Source organism: Anaerobacillus sp., from assembly GCF_046314235.1.
In the GTDB taxonomy this organism is placed as follows: domain Bacteria; phylum Bacillota; class Bacilli; order Bacillales; family Anaerobacillaceae; genus Anaerobacillus.
In genome coordinates this window covers 356,967-374,848 of sequence record NZ_JBKBWN010000004.1, presented here as the reverse complement: position 1 = coordinate 374,848, position 17,882 = coordinate 356,967, and the positions used below count along the sequence as shown (strand labels likewise).

18 protein-coding genes and 2 other annotated features are annotated in these 17,882 nt (G+C 34.5%); of the genes, 2 read left to right on the top strand and 16 right to left on the bottom strand.

All coding sequences use genetic code 11. The features are described from left to right. Positions 1 to 223: 223 nt before the first annotated feature. Positions 224 to 709 carry a dUTP diphosphatase gene (locus ACK4M9_RS07875; RefSeq protein WP_409849138.1) on the bottom strand — a complete coding sequence of 162 codons (486 nt, stop codon included), beginning with the start codon at positions 707 to 709 and terminating at the stop codon, positions 224 to 226. 129 nt (positions 710 to 838) lie between these two features. Here ACK4M9_RS07875 and ACK4M9_RS07870 point away from each other — a divergent pair, with 129 nt between their 5' ends. Next, positions 839 to 1,222, top strand: a complete 384-nt coding sequence (locus ACK4M9_RS07870; RefSeq protein ID WP_409849136.1) for a sigma-w pathway protein ysdB — start codon at positions 839 to 841, stop codon at positions 1,220 to 1,222. 167 nt (positions 1,223 to 1,389) lie between these two features. Here the strand turns inward: ACK4M9_RS07870 and ACK4M9_RS07865 are convergent, their stop codons facing one another. The 6 genes from ACK4M9_RS07865 to ACK4M9_RS07840 all read right to left on the bottom strand — a co-directional run bounded on the left by ACK4M9_RS07865 (position 1,390) and on the right by ACK4M9_RS07840 (position 6,279). Beyond that, on the bottom strand, positions 1,390 to 1,974 hold the full coding sequence (locus ACK4M9_RS07865; RefSeq protein WP_409849134.1) for a TVP38/TMEM64 family protein: 585 nt from the start codon (positions 1,972 to 1,974) through the stop codon (positions 1,390 to 1,392). Between the two features lie 66 nt (positions 1,975 to 2,040). Next, positions 2,041 to 2,304, bottom strand: coding sequence for a DUF1294 domain-containing protein (locus ACK4M9_RS07860; RefSeq protein WP_409849132.1), 264 nt, complete (start codon positions 2,302 to 2,304; stop codon positions 2,041 to 2,043). 129 nt (positions 2,305 to 2,433) lie between these two features. Further along, entirely contained in the window at positions 2,434 to 2,787 is a 354-nt protein-coding gene (gene rplT, locus ACK4M9_RS07855; RefSeq protein WP_409849130.1) for a 50S ribosomal protein L20, read from the bottom strand. 46 nt (positions 2,788 to 2,833) lie between these two features. Beyond that, positions 2,834 to 3,034, bottom strand: coding sequence for a 50S ribosomal protein L35 (gene rpmI, locus ACK4M9_RS07850; protein ID WP_071315687.1), 201 nt, complete (start codon positions 3,032 to 3,034; stop codon positions 2,834 to 2,836). A 47-nt stretch (positions 3,035 to 3,081) separates the two neighbouring features. Next, positions 3,082 to 3,585, bottom strand: coding sequence for a translation initiation factor IF-3 (gene infC, locus ACK4M9_RS07845; RefSeq protein ID WP_409849128.1), 504 nt, complete (start codon positions 3,583 to 3,585; stop codon positions 3,082 to 3,084). A 161-nt stretch (positions 3,586 to 3,746) separates the two neighbouring features. Then, positions 3,747 to 3,867: a sequence feature (ribosomal protein L20 leader region), on the bottom strand. Between the two features lie 237 nt (positions 3,868 to 4,104). Beyond that, on the bottom strand, positions 4,105 to 6,279 hold the full coding sequence (locus tag ACK4M9_RS07840; RefSeq protein WP_409849126.1) for a sensor domain-containing protein: 2,175 nt from the start codon (positions 6,277 to 6,279) through the stop codon (positions 4,105 to 4,107). Positions 6,280 to 6,538: 259 nt separating this feature from the next. Here ACK4M9_RS07840 and ACK4M9_RS07835 point away from each other — a divergent pair, with 259 nt between their 5' ends. Further along, positions 6,539 to 6,979 (top strand): hypothetical protein, encoded by a 441-nt coding sequence (locus ACK4M9_RS07835; protein ID WP_409849124.1) that lies wholly within the window; start codon positions 6,539 to 6,541, stop codon positions 6,977 to 6,979. A 46-nt stretch (positions 6,980 to 7,025) separates the two neighbouring features. Here ACK4M9_RS07835 and thrS read toward each other — a convergent pair whose 3' ends face one another. The 9 genes from thrS to coaE form a co-directional block, all read right to left on the bottom strand. Continuing rightward, complete coding sequence (gene thrS / locus ACK4M9_RS07830) at positions 7,026 to 8,948, bottom strand: threonine--tRNA ligase (RefSeq protein WP_409849122.1); 1,923 nt, start codon at positions 8,946 to 8,948, stop codon at positions 7,026 to 7,028. A gap of 59 nt (positions 8,949 to 9,007) precedes the next feature. Further along, positions 9,008 to 9,229 (bottom strand) — a binding site (T-box leader). Between the two features lie 283 nt (positions 9,230 to 9,512). Further along, complete coding sequence (ytxC, locus tag ACK4M9_RS07825; protein ID WP_409849120.1) at positions 9,513 to 10,373, bottom strand: putative sporulation protein YtxC; 861 nt, start codon at positions 10,371 to 10,373, stop codon at positions 9,513 to 9,515. 151 nt (positions 10,374 to 10,524) lie between these two features. After that, on the bottom strand, positions 10,525 to 11,634 hold the full coding sequence (gene mqnC / locus ACK4M9_RS07820; RefSeq protein ID WP_409849118.1) for a cyclic dehypoxanthinyl futalosine synthase: 1,110 nt from the start codon (positions 11,632 to 11,634) through the stop codon (positions 10,525 to 10,527). Positions 11,635 to 11,804: 170 nt separating this feature from the next. Beyond that, positions 11,805 to 12,734: a primosomal protein DnaI gene (gene dnaI, locus ACK4M9_RS07815; RefSeq protein WP_409849116.1), complete on the bottom strand. Its 930-nt coding sequence runs from the start codon at positions 12,732 to 12,734 to the stop codon at positions 11,805 to 11,807. A gap of 3 nt (positions 12,735 to 12,737) precedes the next feature. Further along, positions 12,738 to 14,186 carry a replication initiation and membrane attachment family protein gene (locus ACK4M9_RS07810; protein ID WP_409849114.1) on the bottom strand — a complete coding sequence of 483 codons (1,449 nt, stop codon included), beginning with the start codon at positions 14,184 to 14,186 and terminating at the stop codon, positions 12,738 to 12,740. A gap of 183 nt (positions 14,187 to 14,369) precedes the next feature. Continuing rightward, positions 14,370 to 14,834, bottom strand: a complete 465-nt coding sequence (gene nrdR, locus ACK4M9_RS07805; protein WP_409849112.1) for a transcriptional regulator NrdR — start codon at positions 14,832 to 14,834, stop codon at positions 14,370 to 14,372. 162 nt (positions 14,835 to 14,996) lie between these two features. Further along, positions 14,997 to 15,392, bottom strand: a complete 396-nt coding sequence (locus tag ACK4M9_RS07800) for a hypothetical protein (RefSeq protein WP_409849110.1) — start codon at positions 15,390 to 15,392, stop codon at positions 14,997 to 14,999. Between the two features lie 605 nt (positions 15,393 to 15,997). Continuing rightward, positions 15,998 to 17,032 (bottom strand): glyceraldehyde-3-phosphate dehydrogenase, encoded by a 1,035-nt coding sequence (locus tag ACK4M9_RS07795; protein WP_409849108.1) that lies wholly within the window; start codon positions 17,030 to 17,032, stop codon positions 15,998 to 16,000. Between the two features lie 244 nt (positions 17,033 to 17,276). Further along, on the bottom strand, positions 17,277 to 17,870 hold the full coding sequence (coaE, locus tag ACK4M9_RS07790) for a dephospho-CoA kinase (RefSeq protein ID WP_409849106.1): 594 nt from the start codon (positions 17,868 to 17,870) through the stop codon (positions 17,277 to 17,279). Between the last annotated feature and the right edge of the window lie 12 nt (positions 17,871 to 17,882).

Genomic DNA, 17,882 nt, shown 5'->3' with positions numbered 1-17,882 from the left:
TTCATCATTACCTTAATTGAGCTATATCAATCTAAATGTAGTTGCGAACGGTTTCTACGCAACTACATTTAGAACTTAATAGCGAAAATAATGAATGATGAAATTCATTAACAAATACAATTATAACGATACCCGAAATAAATCTCAATGATTAGCCAATGATGTTAGCTACCACACTTCGTACAAGCAAAAATGTATAAATAATGCTCTAAACTTTTTGCGGCTAGTAGCCCTGATTTTGTCGTTGGTGGTTCACTTCATTTTTCCCTATGTAAGCCGCTTCTATTTCTGTCGATGTGAAATTTAAAAGAGTTCCTAAAAACCAATACTGTTGGAAAAGTTCAATAAACTCTTTTTTTACTTTTGTTCTTGCTAGCTGACTACTTTGCTCATAAATCATTGAGAATTGTTTAGTCAAATTCCCTTCGTTTTCTTGATCTTCTACTGAGATATCGACTGTCTGTAAATCAATTCCGATTGAAAGCAAAAAATGAATGCCATCAACGTATTCCTCTAAAATAACCTCTTTTGGGCTCGCTTGTTTTAAACTCCAATATTTAAAGCACCTCGTCTCATTCGCAAGTTCCCCTAGTTCAACTTGAAAAGCTAAAATTTTCTCATCAATTAAATTGACATTCATAAGCTTGTGCTCGTTTCTAATACGTTCATCAAGCTCCTTTTGCATTTGAAACATTTGTTTGAAATTCATAAAAATTAATCAACTCCATAACTAAAAAATTTGAAACTTTTTTGTTATTCATTCGTAGCTAAATATAAGATAGTTTTTTTTGTCATTACGTAATATACTAAGATGAACTTTAGCTAGGGGTGAAGAGCAATGGCTGTTTTTCTGTTTCGACTTTTAATTTTAATTGCCTTGTTTATTTTAGCATATAGTGCCATTAAATATTTGGTGAATCCAAAACGAAAACTTGAATTAGCTCACGAGAAGAAACTATTTTATTTTTTAGATGACAGTCAAAATGTGCGAAAAAACTTTTTGATTACTTACCGGGGTGTCCTTTTTGAAGGTGAAAAGTATTTAGGGACAACGGAAAATGCCTTCGAGGTTGTAAGTGTGCAAGTATGGGCTAAAAGCACAGATAAGTTACAAGGCCTAAATAAAGAAGACTTTTATTTTATTGAAAAAGAAATTTTATTGGCATACCCTAATACGACAATTAATTGGAAAAGTCCAATTAAGGAATTATTATTACGTTAAGAAAGCGTGGATTAGTAATGAGGCTGTCCCATAAATGTCAGAGCACCGCGAAGTCATACTATAAATAGGTTTGTACAAAATCTATTTATAGTAGGCTCGGTGACTGATACTTTGATTATGGGACAGCCTCACTTTTTATTAGCTATCGTATAAAACCGGTATAAACTTCATTCTCCTACAGAAAAAAACTTTCTCCACTGAATGCTCTTCTGTTTTTCGATACTTCTTTTTCTTACACCTATAAAAATGACCGATAAAAATAGCAATAGAAAAATCGAATAAAACAACGGTAAATCTATAATCATTTGTCCAAAACTTGTAAAAATGACTCCCGGTAAAATAACACCTAGAAACGAATATTTTGCATATTCCTTAAATGAGTTAGTTTGTTCCATTACATATAACGACAATAGATGAAAGTGAGCGAAAGGGACCATTCTCAAAATCATAATTTGATTCATTGTTAATGGACGATTTTTAAGCATCTTATTATTCATTTTTTCAAACCTTGAAAGGACATTTGGAAACTTTCTGACTATAAAATAAAAAATAATACACATTAAGGTCAGACCAATAATAGAAAATATAGAGCCGTAAATTACCCCAAATAAATAGCCGCCGACCATACAAACAAAAATAACGGGAAGAAACAATAACGGGCGAATAAGGTGAAATAAAACAAATAAGATAGGTGCTATTACACCGCTCTGTTCAATATAGATGGGAATGGATTCTGATAACTGCTCAATCATGTGTTCCCTCCTCCTTTTAAAAAGCGGACTTTTAGAACAACCTCTATAAAGCAATATGATATAGAATTATAGATAATAACCAATGAGGATGATTTGTAGTAAAAAGATCATAGGTATTCCTATTTTAAATGATAAATGCTTCGTTTTATGACGAAACAACCTCATTGCGATAAAAATGCCGATACTGCCGCCTGCAAGTGCCAACATAAAAAGACTTCTTTCTGGTATCCGCCAGTCGCCACGTCGGGCTTTTTGCTTGTCTACATACATATAAATGAATGAAATCAGGTTAATCAAGAAAGCATATGCGACTAGTGCTTTGATTGTCACTGCTAAAACCAACTTTCTTTTAATTACGTTAGATTTGTTTCGTAACATCTTAACTAGATATTTTAACTCTACACTCTAAAAGAGAAAAAAGCCACTCTCATGGTCGAGAGCGACTTTTCAATTTTGTATTTATAGACTCGCTTTTGCTTTTGCAGCTAATTCTGCGAAAGTTTTTTCGTCATTGATTGCTAAGTCAGCAAGCATTTTACGGTTCACGTCAATACCAGCAACTTTTAATCCGTGCATTAAACGGCTATATGAAAGACCGTTAATACGAGCAGCTGCGTTAATACGAGTGATCCAAAGCTTACGGAAGTCGCGTTTCTTTTGACGACGATCACGGTAAGCATAAAGTAATGATTTCATTACTTGGACTTGCGCAGTTTTAAATAATCTATGTTTGGAACCATGGTAACCTTTAGCTAACTTTAATACTTTCTTACGACGACGACGAGCGACATAACCGCCTTTTACTCTTGGCATCGTGTTTCCCTCCTCAAATTCTCAACATTCTGTTGAAAAAAATCAATTATTTTTTGTACGTTAACATTTCACGAATACGTTTGTAGTCTCCACTAGAAACAATAGCGGCTTTACGAAGCTTACGTTTTGCTTTTGTTGATTTGTTTGCAAATAAGTGACTTGTGTATGCGTGCGAGCGCTTAAGCTTTCCAGAGCCTGTTTTCTTAAAACGTTTTGCCGCACCACGGTGAGTTTTCATTTTAGGCATCGGTAAATCCTCCCTTATTCATTCCTACTATTTAAAACCAGTTAAGTTTATTTTTCAGCTTTTGGTGCTAAAATTAAGAACATGCTTCGGCCTTCCATTTTTGGAGCCGATTCAATCGTTGCAATGTCTTCACATTCTTTAGCTAAACGCTCTAAAACAACTTTACCGATCTGAGAATGAGTAATAGCACGACCGCGGAAACGAATCGCCGCTTTTACTTTATCTCCTTTTTCAAGAAATTTTCTTGCATTACGAAGCTTAGTGTTAAAATCATTTAACTCAATCGTTGGGCTCAAGCGAACCTCTTTGGTTGTGATGATCTTCTGATTTTTACGAGCTTCTTTATCTTTCTTTTGCTGTTCATATCTAAACTTTCCGTAGTCCATAATACGACATACTGGCGGTTTAGCAGCAGGTGCAACCATAACTAAGTCAAGGTTTGCGTTTTGCGCCATTTCTAAAGCTTCTTGTCTCGTTTTGACCCCAATTTGATCTCCGTTAGCGCCAATAAGACGAACTTCTCGAGCACGTATGCCCTCATTGACTAACATGTCTTTACTAATAACTAGCCACCTCCATGATATTTTAGAAAAACTTTGCTAATTGAAAGCAATCGTAAACCTAGTTTAACGTAGATGAACATTTCAGTTGCTCTACTAAAAGGACCAAGCATGAAAAAGCTACTTACTCATTTGGAAGATTGACTGTCTTTTCCAAATAAAAAAGGTGTAGACGCATAAACGCCCACACCTGTATTGATTTGTAATCAACTAAAGTAACCTGCAAACTCAATTAGTCAGCCAGGTGAGAAGCGGGCGCTTCTTCTTGCATTGGTTCCAATATTTAATTCACTAGGTAACTATATCAAGAAGCAATTAGTTTGTCAACTTATCGCAGTAAGTAATTAGTGTTTAGTTTTGTTACTCGCAAAACTCTTTAGAAGTCTTCGAAAAACTTTCCTATTTTACACTTCAACTCTTCTACAAATAATTACGTAAAGTATAAAAATTCGACTTGTTCATCTTAACAAGAAACTAGGAAACATTTCAAGTGTTTTTTTAAAAATTATACTAGAAATTATTGTCATGTTTTTCTAAAAAATTTTTAACATCATCAGCAGGAATTGGCCGACTAAAGTAATAACCCTGCATTTCATCGCAATTTTCTGCTTGTAAATAATGTAACACTTCCAGGTTTTCTACTCCTTCTGCAACAACCCTTAAACCCAAATTATGCGCTAAATTAATAATCGAAGAAACAATCGCTCGATCTCCATCATTCTCTGGAAGTTCATACACAAATGTTTGATCAATCTTCAATGTCGAAATTGGAAACTTTTTCAAGTAACTTAATGATGAATAACCTGTACCAAAATCATCAATAGCAATTTGAATGCCTAATTCCTTAATTGCTTCAAGAGTACTAATCGTTGACTTTGTACTGTCGAGTAAACTATTCTCAGTTATCTCAAGTTCTAGTGATTTCGGTGATAACGCGACTCCCTCTAAAATCTTTGTAACATCAGAAACAAAACTAGGATGTTGAAAATGTTTCGTTGCAATATTTACACTGACCCTCAAGTTAGAATGACCTTGATCGTGCCACTTTTTCAACTGTGTACAAGCTTCTTTTAAGACCCAATCCCCTAAAGGAATAATTAGTCCACAATCTTCTGCTACTTGGATAAAGTCTAGAGGCGGTATATAGCCTTTTTCGGGATGAAACCAGCGAATAAGTGCTTCTAATCCAACAATTTTATTTTTCCGAATATCCAGTTGTGGCTGATAAAACAGCTGCAACTGCTCACCAATTTCCAATGCTTTACGGAGATCATTTTCAATTTTGAGCTTTCTGACTAACGATTCGTTCATCCATGAGTCATAAAACAAGTACGTATTACGGCCTTTGTCTTTCGCTGCAAATAAAGCAATATCACAGTTTTTCACGAGATCTTCAGGAGTTTCTCCTCCTGATGGATAGACAGCTACACCAATACTAACTTTCAGATGAATATCTGCTTGTTTGTATAAAAATGGACTTTCAAAAACCTTTATTAGAAATTCGCATACTTTTTGAACAGATTCTTCTGAAATATCATCTAAGACAAAAACAAATTCATCACCACCAAGGTGATATAACCTTGATGATTTTGCGTAGTTTCTAATATTCAACTTTTGTAAACGGTGTGCAGCCATAATTAAAATATAGTCCCCAACTGCGTGACCTAACGTATCATTGATCCGTTTAAAATGGTCTAAATCTATAAATAGGACAGCAATTTGTTTATTCACTTCTCCTGCTTCAGAAAGCAAATACGATAAATCTTTGTCAAGGACTCTTCGATTTGGTAAGTCTGTTAATGAGTCGTGATATGCCATATGTTCAACAATTAGCTCAGAATTTTTCAAATCGCTAATATCACTGACAGAACCTACAATTTCTCTTACTAGTCCTTCTCGGTAGAATGGAGAGAGCGTAACAAATAAATATTTTTTATTATATCTCACTTCAAATTTACTTGTGCCACCATTGAACGTTTCTTCAACTGGTTTTAATAGCCTTTTGTAGATATCCTCAGGAAATATATCGATGACAGCTTTGTGTAAGTGTTCTGTTTCATCAATTCCTAATTCTTTAGCCAACTTCCCAGCAATTAATGTAAAAACGAATGAGTTGTCTTGACATTTCTCGAGCTTAAAAACAAAATTATCTAAACTCTGCATTACTTGTACAAAATCATTTTTTAGTAATTCCCTCACTTTATCTTCATAAAGCTTACCTTCAGTAATATCTGTGCGGACCGAGATAAATTTAAAAGGAACACCATGCTCATCTTTTAATGGGAAAATCACGGTTTTTACCCAATATTCACTGCCGTCTTTCGCGCGATTTTTCACTTCACCTTCCCAAACATCTCCTGAAGTGATAGTTGTCCACATTTGTTTGAAAAATTCATCAGTATGGTATCCTGATTTAAGTAGGGTGTGACTTTTGCCTACTAATTCTTCGCGCGTATATTTAGAAACTTGGCAAAATGTATCATTAACACTTAAAATGATGCCGCGTTTATCTGTTATGGTGACGATCGTTGATTGGTCAAGTGCGTTACAAATATCAGTTAAATCATCCAGAATTGCCAGTACTTCTTCATTATTCAATTGTAAATTTATAAGTTGTTCTCTTAATTCTGAGATTAAACTTGTTGGGGAAATAGATCCTTCTATATTCACAACTTTAGTCAACATTATTCCTCCTTGAGAAGACAAGCTTCCCCTTGCCAGATAGAAATCGTATCTATTTCATATATCGGGTTTATTCGTCATTTATTTACTATCAATTTAGCATAACATCTTTTTTTAAGTCTGTGCTATAAAAATGTTACCAATAATTAAACTTCTACAATAGGATAAATTTATATTAATTGATTCATACTGCTATAGTATCTGTAGAAAATTATTTTCGTGAAAATCCGAATAACGTCGTTAACAAAGGGAAGGTGAACAAGTGAGTAAATATTTATTAGTCTTTTTCAGTGTCTTACTTCTTCCGCTCCAAACTGTACTAGGGCAAGAGCAAAATTATTTAGAAGAAAAATACTTACCGCAATTTCAGGAAATTGAACACCTAGCCGTTACATCACTCAATGAACTAATTAATGAAGCTTATATTGAATATGAGCGGAAAAAGGAAAATGGTGAGCATACTCTCCCAATTCTTTTTTCTTACATCGAAAAGGGGAAAAAGATTGAAAGGGATATTGACCTTGCATTTCAAAGTTTGTTGACTGAAATGAAAACGGAGATAAAAGCAAAAGGACTACAAGAGGATATCGCAATTCGATACGAGCAGCAATATTTAAAATCGAAACGAAAAAACAAATTAAATATCTTAAAAAACATCACAATTGATGGACCTACTATTCATTTAGAGAAAAAGTTTAACTAAGAATAGAAAAAACTGCTGCAAGATTTTCCGCAGCAGTTTTTTCTTTTTAAGCTAGGTTATTTTTCCTTGTTGCAATTTCTTCCTTCAGGTTAAAGATAAATGTTTCAAGGCCAACAGCTTCAGAGTTTTGTTCACCGTATTTACGAACGTTTACAGTACTTTCTTCAATTTCCTTATCACCAAGTACAAGAATGTATGGTGTTTTTTGCATTTGTGCCTCACGGATTTTGTAACCTAGTTTTTCGTTACGAGTATCGATGTGAACACGGACTCCAGCTTCTTGTAGCTTCGCTTTTACTTGTTTTGCGTAGTCTAAATGAACATCATTTACTGCAATGACTTCAACTTGCACAGGAGCAAGCCATGTCGGGAATGCTCCAGCAAAGTGCTCGACTAAAATGCCAAAGAAACGATCAATCGAGCCATAAATCGCACGGTGAATAACAACTGGGTTTACTTTGTTGTTATTTTCGTCAACGTAAGTTAAATCAAACTTCTCCGGCATTTGGAAGTCAACCTGGATTGTTGCACATTGATGACTACGCTTAAGAGCATCTTTAATGTGGAAATCAATTTTCGGACCATAAAATGCTCCGTCACCTTCGTTTAATTGATATGGTAATTGAAGGTCTTCAAGTACATTACGAAGAGCATCTTCGGCTTGATCCCAAAGTCTGTCATCGCCCATTGAATTTTCAGGGCGAGTAGAAAGTTCCACAGAATACTCAAAACCAAATGTTGTATAAATTTTATCGACTAACTTAAACACTTCTTTAATTTCTGACTCAATTTGGTTTGGTGTCACAAAAATATGTGCATCATCTTGGCAGAACGTACGAACACGAATCATCCCGTTTAATGCTCCACTTAACTCGTGACGATGGACTTGACCAAACTCAGCCATTCGAATTGGAAGATCACGGTAAGAATGAAGTTCATTCTTAAAAATCAGCATATGCCCTGGGCAGTTCATTGGCTTCATCGCAAATTTTGTGTTATCTACTTCTGAGAAGTACATATTTTCATGGTAATGATCCCAGTGGCCTGATTGTTCCCATAAACGTTGATTCATCATGAATGGTGTTCGAACTTCGTCATAGCCTGCATTACGTTGTAATTCTCTTGAAAAATCTTCTAATTCAGTGCGGACAACTTGTCCCTTCGGTAAGTAAAAAGGCATTCCAGGAGATTCTTCAGAGAACATAAATAGTTGTAGCTCTTTCCCTAATTTACGATGGTCACGTTTTTGAGCTTCCTCAATGAAGTGTAAATATTCATCAAGTTCACCTTGCTTAGGAAACGCTGTTCCATAAATCCGTTGAAGCATTTGGTTATCACTATTTCCACGCCAGTAAGCTCCAGCAATACTCATAAGTTTGAAAGCTTTAATTTTCCCTGTTGCAGGAAGATGTGGTCCACGACAAAGGTCGAAAAATTCACCCTGCTCATAAATCGAAATTTCTTCTCCCTCAGGAAGTTCACGAATTAATTCAAGCTTTAAGTGATCACCAATTTCCTCATAAATGCGTAACGCTTCTTCTCGAGATACAACTTTACGTTCAATTTTAATGTTTTCATTAATAATTTTTTTCATCTCTTTTTCAATGGCAGGAAGGTCTTCCGGTTTAAGCGGATTCGCAAGATCGACGTCATAATAGAAGCCATTTTCAATGACTGGACCAATTCCTAGCTTGATTTCTGGATATAGGCGCTTTAATGCTTGAGCCATTAAATGAGCCGTACTATGACGATATACTTCTAAGCCTTCTTTTGAGTCTAGTGTAACAATTTCAACTGCAGCGTCATCAGTAATGGGTAATAGTAAATCTACTACGTTTCCATTCACTTTACCCGCAACCGCTTTTTTCTTTAAACCTGGACTAATAGAAGCTGCGATGTCCTCTGTCGTTACGCCATTATCATACTCCCGTACTGCCCCATCTGGGAAAGAAATTTTCACTTGTTCCATGTTGAACACTCCTTTTATCTGAATTTTCTGTTAAAAACAAAATAAACACTCATCCCTCTAAAAGGGACGAGTGTTGTGCTCGTGGTTCCACCCTCATTCTTACATATAGAAGACTATATGTAACTCATGAGAAATAACGGTTGTAGCCGTCAGTAGATACTTTAAGTTCCCTACTGAAGTTCAGAGGTGGTAAGGATTATTTCCGTGTTAGGAAGTTCTCAGCAATACTTCCCTCTCTTTAAACCGTAAAATAAAACTCATATCCTCGTCAAAACATTTTTCGATGTAATTATCTTATGTAGGTTATTATATGAATTAATGTTTAGAAATGCAAGTTTGTTTTCAAATTATCTCTTTAAATTTTTTACGTTTAAAATTTTTCCAGTTAATAATAAAACATTCCTTAGGTTTTTGGAAGGTTTATAGGAAAAATGAATAACTACTGAGTGAATTTCATAATTACCTTAATCGAGCTATTTCAAACTAAATGTAGTGGCGAATGGTTTTAACGCAACTACATTTAGAACTTAGTAGCGAAAATAATGAATTATGAAATTCATTGACTTATAACGTTTTATAATTTTTTTTATGGAAGCTGCCTTTATTGTAAAGCTTAACTCGTTCCTGAAAAATGTTTCGAATGGAATGAATGACACCTTTGTCTAACTCATCACTATAGATGTGGATTACTTTGGGAGCAATACTCACAAGTGGACTAATCACCATTTCTTGTATAGGAATACCTTTCTCAAAAATAATTGATCTATCTAAGTACTCTTCGAGTTTTTCAGCTGATAATTTATTAAGGTATTCGTCATAAAAAGTAAAATTAGTATCAATAACAAGATGAACACAAGTTATTTTTGATGTTCGCTTTTTTAAATAGTAGCGTAGATTTTCTACTAAATTTTGATATTCTTGCTCTAGCTGAAATTCATCAATAGCCATCTCTACACAATCAATTAACTTATCAAAGTAGCCTCGCAGACGGAATGTTAAAAACGATTCATAACAAAACTTACTATCTTGTGTTATAAAACCTTTAAAGGCATTATCAATAAGTTTTTCTGTTAAAAAAAGTTTTTTGACATTTGGAAGGTCTAACCGTTCTCCAGAAAGGATTGATTTAGCCATTGCTAATATTTCTGCTTGCTCTTGGGGGTCATCGTAGAAAAAGACATTCTTAATAATATCTAATAGCCAGACTTCCTCTTTTGTTTCAATCACATGTTTTTTTAACACTTCAGTTACTAATGGCTTTATTTCAGTTTCAAAGTTAATGGTTTCTTTTATGTCTATAATTAATCTGTCACTAGCTAATGAAAGTACAACTACCTCATTTTTAATAAAGGCATGAAGCCCATCTTTAATATTTTTCATAAAATATACTCGATCGAGCTCATTTTCTAAATAAATCTCTATCAATGAAAGCCCCTCCTACAACAATTAGACGCATACTACACCTAGTGTCCATTTTTCTTTACATGTATATGGGAGCTTATCCTAAAAAATGATTAAATGTTTTTAAAAAATGAAAAAGGGTAGGATAGTTTTTATTCCTATCCCACCCTTTTGCTTAATTTTGCATAACAAAATCTTTGTCTGTTTTCTCTTCTTCTTCAAACACATGAAGCGTATTGTATTTTGTGTCACGTTGCGCAGGTATTTTACCAGCTTCACGAATTAATCTTAAAATTAAATTCGTATTTACTTTATGAGTTGCTCCTGCTGCCGAAACTACATTTTCTTCCATCATCGTACTTCCAAAATCATTGCAACCATAAGAGAGCGACTTCTTACCAATTTCAGGCCCCATTGTTACCCATGATGATTGGAAATTAGGAATATTATCTAGAAACAATCTTGAAATCGCTAAGTTCTTCAAATATTCATCAGGAGTTACTTTTTCGGCTTTAAGATTAGTGTTATCTGGTTGGAACGTCCAAGGAATAAACGCTAAGAAGCAGTTTGTCTCATCCTGAGCGTCTCGAACTCGCTGGAGATGCAAGGCACGCTCGTGGTGAGATTCACCAAAACCAATAACCATCGTTGCTGTGCCATGCATTCCAACAGTTTTCACCATTTTCATACATTCAATCCATTTTTCCCATGATCCTTTTTTCTTACTAATCTTTTGTCTAGTACGGTCATCTAATATTTCTGCTCCACCACCAGGAATCGAATCGAGGCCGGCTTCTTTAAGTTGTAATAGCACTTCCTTTAAACTAAGCCCAGAAACTTCTACCATTTTCCAAACTTCTGCTGGTGAGAATGAATGCATCGTAATGTTAGGAAAGCGTTCCTTAATCTTTCTTAGTAGATTTGTATAGTAGCTAAGAGGAAGATCTGGGTGTGTTCCACCTTGCATCAAAATCTCAGTTCCATTTACATTTTCTGTTTCTTGAATTTTCTCCAAAATAACGTCATCTTCTAAGATATAACCATCTTCATGTCCAGGTGGTCGATAAAAAGCACAAAAACGACAATACGTATCACAATAATTTGTATAATTAATATTTCTCCCAATTACAAACGTAGTAATCGGTTCTGGATGCCACTTCTTCATGACCTCATTGGCTGCAGCACCAATTTTTTCTACTTCATTACTCTCATATAAACGAATCGCATCTTCAATCGTTAGACGCTCACCTTTAACTGCTCGCTCAAGAATATGATCAATTGTCATGGAAAAACCCCCACTTCTCATAGTAGATAAACTCTATAAAAATAGTACATATTATAATTAGCTCTTTTAATATCCTAACATATTTTAGCTAATTTTAGAATGAATAGCGTTTAAAGTAAAAAACGACAAATATCATTGCAAAAAATTTTAATTAATATTAATACTCTCACTTAGCCTCTCCGATTATCGCCTTGGATATATACCGGTTCAGCAAAATGACGGATGCGCTCCATAATTCTTTTTGATTTTAATTGTTCTATTCCACCTTTTTGGGAGTATGACAAGTGTTCCTCTAATTCGTCAAAGTCATAGTTAGATGTATATAAGGTCGGCAACTTTTCTAGCATTCTATATTGCAAAATAACTCCTAATATATCATCTCTTACCCAACTAGACATTGTTTCAGCTCCAAGGTCATCTAAAATAAGAACTGGAACTTTTTTCACTATATCTAATTTTTCATTATAAGAGCCATCATGAATACCACTTTTCAATTCTCTGAAAAAGTCTGGAGTGTAGACAAGCATTGAAGAAATATTCCTCTCTGCTAGTTCATTTGCAATAGCTCCCATAATAAAAGTTTTCCCGACGCCAAATTGACCGTGAAGATAAAGACCTTTTCCTGTTTCCCCTGGGTTTGTTGTCGTTGCAAATTCAACCGCTTTGGCAATCGCAAAAATTCTAGAGCGGTTATCTTGGTCAAGTTCATCAAAGGTAGCACGTAAGATTTCCTTTGGAACAAATAAACTTTTAATTAGAGAATGCTGACGTTTGCTCTCATCTGCTTTCAACTTTTTCTGGCATAGGTTATAACGAATTTGAATTTGCTGTCTTTCTAAATATAGTTCAGGCTGATACCCTTTCATCATGTTTGGACATGCTTGCAAACTCGTACAAATGTGACAGTTTCTTCGCTCATTACGGTATTCGAATAAGCGCGATATATTACGATCAAGTTCACTTTCAGGAAGACCTGGATGAGCAGCAATAAATTCGTTCACCCATTTGTCTGAAAGAACATCATCTTTTAAAGCTTGAAAATGCCCTAAAATACTTTTTGAGTTTTTCATTTTTTTAAATGTTTGCTGAATCGATTCCACCTACTATCCCTCCTGTTTTCGTTGTGACTTTAACCGTTTTAATTTCTCTTCTAACTCTTCTTTTACTTTCGCAATATCATCGTCTTGCTGTGGCTTTGCCTCTTTTTTCTCTTCTGTCAGCCATTTAGGAAGGCGATCTTTTCGAACGTAACGATTTGAATTATTTGCTCGTTGCTTCACTGGCTTTTCTTTTGTAGCAGCAGTCTCAGCAATTCCTAGATCCCACTGGCCACGCTTTTTGTATTCCCCTTTTGCTAAATCCATTGCCTCTTTTACTGTTTTTACATTTTTACGTGCCCACTGGCCAGCAATTTTTTCGACATACGATTTTGTTAATTTCATATCATTAATTTCTAGGATAAAGTCGATGAGAACATTAGCAACGCCTGGCAGAAGTTTATAGTCTAATAGCAGCGCTTCTACAATTCTTGCATCGCCTAACGGCACTTTTGCCCCATCAGAAGATTTACTCTCTAAAAGAGTTAGTGGGGATACAGTTTCATAATGTAATATCATTTCTTCTTCTTCACTTGTTGGCTTTTTGTCAGACATCGTCCGATATTTTTCAGGATGCGTTCTTAACCCTAGACCAGGTGGTTCACTCTCATAAGTAAACTTATACCAGTTTTTCACTTTTTCTCTCATCACATCAAGATCGACCGTATCATCATGGAGAAGAGAATCTTGAATGATTTTACTCATCTCAAAAGGATCAATCCGATAGACAAAGGCTAGACGGACAATTGTCTCTTTCACCTTTTCAGTCAACAAAGTGGTTGGATTTATCATGTTCGATAAATAGGCGATAAGTAACGAAAAGTCAAAAGCATTTTCTAGAATTTTGTATGATCCTTTATCATCATCATTACTAATTATGTCGTGATTTTGATGATCAATCGCTAAGGAGGAAGAAATTTCTCCTTGTTGAGAAGAAATTTCTGAATGATGCAAAGATGTAAATACATCGCCAAATGATAATGTAATATCTTTAAATTCGTCTTTATCTACTTTACTTATCGTAAAACGCTCTCGTAATTGAAGGTAGCGATGCTTTCCTACACGATTGTACAAATACACACTAAGAACATCGTCCTTAAAGAACTCTTGTGGACTAAATGGTTTTTGTAATTCATATAAATAAGTAATATCGTCATCATGTTTATGCTTATAAACATTTAATAACCCAATTCCCTCTAACTTTTTCCGTTCCTCATAAATTTTATCTAAAGGAAGTCCCATCATCGTCATTAAAGTTTTATGCGTCGTTTCCGTACTTGTATACTGATCGCTTTCTAGTTCACTTAGTAAAGCTAAATAAAGACTATGAGCAATAGCACCAATAAGTGGTTGGTATAATAGGGTTAGTATTTTCCGATCTACCCCATTAATAAATGAACTTGTGCGAACGACATAACGATCAATAGGTAATAAATGCATCCAATGTAACGCCATTCTTTCATCACCCATATCTATAAATTTACTAATCTATTTTAACATTATTTCCATTTAATTAAGAGCCTACTCTTTTTAATTTTACAACCATAATTGTTTAATTTTGTGATTTGTGTAAGATATAATTAACATATCTTAATTCACTAAAAAAAAGAGCTAAAGATTGTCTATCTTAAGCTCTTTTTATTTCGTTTCTCCTTTTTGTAAAAGGTCTTTTAATTCATCAATAAATACATTTATATCTTTAAATTGACGATAAACAGATGCAAATCGAACATATGCAACATCATCAACATTTGCCAAATATCCCATGACAATTTCACCAACATCGTGACTATTCACTTCTGCAGCACCGGCATTCCTCAAGTCCTTTTCAACTTGATCAACGATATCTTCTAACTTTTGTAGTGGTACTGGTCGTTTTTCACAGGCTCGAATAAGACCGCGGAGTATCTTTTCTTTGCTAAATTCTTCCCGATTTCCGTCCTTCTTAACAATAATTAGCGGTGTTTCTTCAACGGTTTCGAAGGTAGTAAAACGATAATTACATTCTTCGCATTCGCGTCGTCTTCTAATTGAGCGACCTTCGTGGCTTGGACGTGAATCAAGTACTCGCGTACCGTTATAATTACATGTTGGACAGCGCATATCATCAACTCCATATGTTTGCCTAAATTTCTTATATAACAATTAACTTATTTCTTAATGATATTAAAAATTACTTCTAAGTACAAGTGGTAGTTTAGGGGATTTTGTTTAAAAATTTTCTTTACTAGTTTGTAAAAATGCTAATAAAAAAACTACATTTTTTTAAGCCCCTAAGCCAGATCCCACATATTCTAGACGTTGGTCAAGTTTTTGATAAATTTCTTTTATTACTTTGGCACTGTAACCAAAATCAAATGGCAAACTTGTTTCTGTTGTTACTGCAAAATCAACTGCTGTTCTGAGTGGTGAAACCATAATAATTGTCGCTACTAAGAATACTTTTCTTTTCCCTTTCCCAATGACGATAATCTCTCCACGTTCTGTAGAACTGGATTTCACCTCAAACTGAGGAGTTTGTCCAAATAACGTTAAAACTTCATTAAATGCCTTATCCTTCATAGCTTTATAGTAGCGAGTTTTTAACGCCTCATCAGAATGAGCTTCTCTAGTTTCTGTATGTGTAGATACAAATTTGTTAATCTTGTCTTTAAATCCCATTACTGTCACCTCTTAAAAAGTTATGTATGATGTCTTAGTTTTTCCTAAAAAGGTTGCCCTTTCGTCTATATTATACTTTAATCCTTCATTAAAGTTAAATTATCTCATAGAAAATATATTTTAACACGAAAAAAATATTTTTTTTGAAAAGTCGCTGGTTTTCCTTTCTCTTCGCTGTAAAACTCTAACGAATTTTAGAGGCTTGTTCAAGGAAATCCAGCGGCATATTATAGATATTTGTAAATTAACCGATATCGCACATAAAAAAGTCGCTGGATTTCCTCTCTCTTCGCTGTAAAACTCTAACGAATTTTAGAGGCTTGTTCAAGGAAATCCAGCGACATATTTTAGATAATTGTAAATTAACCTGATATCGCACAAAAAAAGTCGCTGGTTTTCCTTTCTCTTCGCTGTAAAATTCTAACGAATTTTAGAGGCTCGTTCTAGGAAATCCAGCGCATATTTTAGATAATTGTAAATTAACCTGATATCGCACATTAAAAAATCGTTGGATGTTCTTTCTCCTCGCTCAAGTACTCGACCGATATTTTCACGCAGAAAAAAGAGGTGATTTTACACCTCTTTATCTGGTCGAATAATAGATATTAAGAAACACCAATTTTCGTATGTGTTTTTATTTTTTCTGCTACATAATTTACGAGGTCAACAACGCGACAAGAATAGCCCCACTCATTGTCATACCAAGCTAAAACCTTTATTTGCTTTTTCCCGATTACCATTGTTGATAAACCATCAATAATCGAAGAATTTTCGTTACCATTAAAGTCAATGGATACAAGTGGTTCAATCGTAAAACCTAAAATTCCTTTTAAAGGACCATTAGCTGCTTCCTCAAATGCCTGATTGATTTCTTCAGCTGTAATATCTTTTTCAACTGTTGCGACTAAATCGACTAATGAAACGTTTGGTGTCGGAACACGCAACGAAAGACCATTCAATTTCCCTTCTAATTGTGGCAGTACTAATGAAAGTGCTTTTGCAGCTCCTGTTGTAGTTGGAATAATCGATTGTCCACACGCTCTTGCGCGACGAAGATCTTTGTGCGGATTATCAATATTTTTTTGATCATTCGTATAAGAATGCACGGTTGTCATTAAGCCACTTTCTATACCAAATTTCTCATCAATAACCTTAGCTACAGGGGCTAAACAGTTTGTCGTACAAGATGCGTTTGAAATGATATGATGATTTTCGTGATCGTACTTATCTTCATTGACACCCATAACAATTGTTACATCCTCGTCTTTACCAGGCGCAGTGATAACGACCTTTTTCGCACCTGCTTCAAGGTGATAAGAAGCTGTTTCCTTTGTTTTGAATTTACCTGTTGCTTCAATAATAATATCAACATTTAACTCTTTCCAAGGAAGATTTCTTGGATCTCGTTCGCTAAGTAAATGAATGTTTTTTCCGTTAACAGTAATTGTTCCATTTTCCTCAGCTTTAACTTCCCCCAAAAATTCTCCATGGATACTATCATATTTAATAAGGTGAGCAAGCGTTTCTGCTGGATAACTTGCATTTATAGCAACAAGATCTAGTTTATTATCAAGAATTGCTTTTCTAAACACCATTCTTCCAATTCTTCCGAACCCATTTATTGCTACTTTCACTTTCATATGTGATATCCCTCCACACTAATACGTTATACTAAATAATCTTTTATATAAAAATAGTATAACATATAATTCAGATATATGAAGTTTATTTTTAACTTTTTGTTATAAATTGGACGAATGCCTATAGATTGGTGTTTTCAATTATGAATTTCTTCATTGAATCAAAATAAAGGCTAGCGTCGGCATTCGTGACGTAGCCTTTATTTTAAAGTTTGGCAAGGTTTTCTTTATCTTATAATAGCCTTTACAAGCAATTCCATTTTGTTAAGATAGTTAATAATTGGTTCTTCGTTTCATCCAATGAGCCGTTGTTATGAATGACTTCATCAGCATACGTAATTTTTTCCTTTAAAGGGAGTTGTGCGTTAATCCGAGATAAAGCCTCTTCATCACTATATTGATCCCTATTTTTTAAACGCTCTTTTTGCAACTGCTGGTCAACATAAACAACAATAACCTTTTCCACCAAATTTGTTAACTTACTTTCATATAAGAGTGGAATATCTAGGACTATTGTTTTAAAGCCTTCTTGTTTCCATTGTTCAATCTTTTCTTGCATTCTTACTCTAATCGCAGGATGAACAATGTCATTTAGTAAAAAGCGCTTGTGCTCGTCACTAAAAACAATTGATCCAAGTTTTTTTCGATCTAGGGTACCATCAACGGTTAAAATTTCAGTACCAAAAACCTTTACAATTTGTTCGTACGCTGTTTCCCCTTTTTCAACCACTTCTCTAGCGATTAGATCGGCATCAACAACTGGTATTCCTTCAAGTTTAATTAGATTTGATACAGTACTTTTTCCACTTGCAATTCCACCCGTTAATCCAATAATCATAAATGTTCTCCT

Bases quoted from the DNA above. Each gene is read 5' to 3' on its own strand.
- rplT (WP_409849130.1), bottom strand. From the start codon at position 2,787: ATGCCAAGAGTAAAAGGCGGTTATGTCGCTCGTCGTCGTCGTAAGAAA.
- ACK4M9_RS07840 (WP_409849126.1), bottom strand. From the start codon at position 6,279: ATGTTGACTAAAGTTGTGAATATAGAAGGATCTATTTCCCCAACAAGT.
- rpmI (WP_071315687.1), bottom strand. From the start codon at position 3,034: ATGCCTAAAATGAAAACTCACCGTGGTGCGGCAAAACGTTTTAAGAAA.
- infC (WP_409849128.1), bottom strand. From the start codon at position 3,585: ATGTTAGTCAATGAGGGCATACGTGCTCGAGAAGTTCGTCTTATTGGC.
- ACK4M9_RS07810 (WP_409849114.1), bottom strand. From the start codon at position 14,186: ATGGCGTTACATTGGATGCATTTATTACCTATTGATCGTTATGTCGTT.
- thrS (WP_409849122.1), bottom strand. From the start codon at position 8,948: ATGGAACAAGTGAAAATTTCTTTCCCAGATGGGGCAGTACGGGAGTAT.
- mqnC (WP_409849118.1), bottom strand. From the start codon at position 11,634: ATGACAATTGATCATATTCTTGAGCGAGCAGTTAAAGGTGAGCGTCTA.
- coaE (WP_409849106.1), bottom strand. From the start codon at position 17,870: ATGATTATTGGATTAACGGGTGGAATTGCAAGTGGAAAAAGTACTGTA.
- ACK4M9_RS07870 (WP_409849136.1), top strand. From the start codon at position 839: ATGGCTGTTTTTCTGTTTCGACTTTTAATTTTAATTGCCTTGTTTATT.
- nrdR (WP_409849112.1), bottom strand. From the start codon at position 14,834: ATGCGCTGTCCAACATGTAATTATAACGGTACGCGAGTACTTGATTCA.
- ACK4M9_RS07875 (WP_409849138.1), bottom strand. From the start codon at position 709: ATGAATTTCAAACAAATGTTTCAAATGCAAAAGGAGCTTGATGAACGT.
- ACK4M9_RS07865 (WP_409849134.1), bottom strand. From the start codon at position 1,974: ATGATTGAGCAGTTATCAGAATCCATTCCCATCTATATTGAACAGAGC.
- ACK4M9_RS07800 (WP_409849110.1), bottom strand. From the start codon at position 15,392: ATGGGATTTAAAGACAAGATTAACAAATTTGTATCTACACATACAGAA.
- ACK4M9_RS07795 (WP_409849108.1), bottom strand. From the start codon at position 17,032: ATGAAAGTGAAAGTAGCAATAAATGGGTTCGGAAGAATTGGAAGAATG.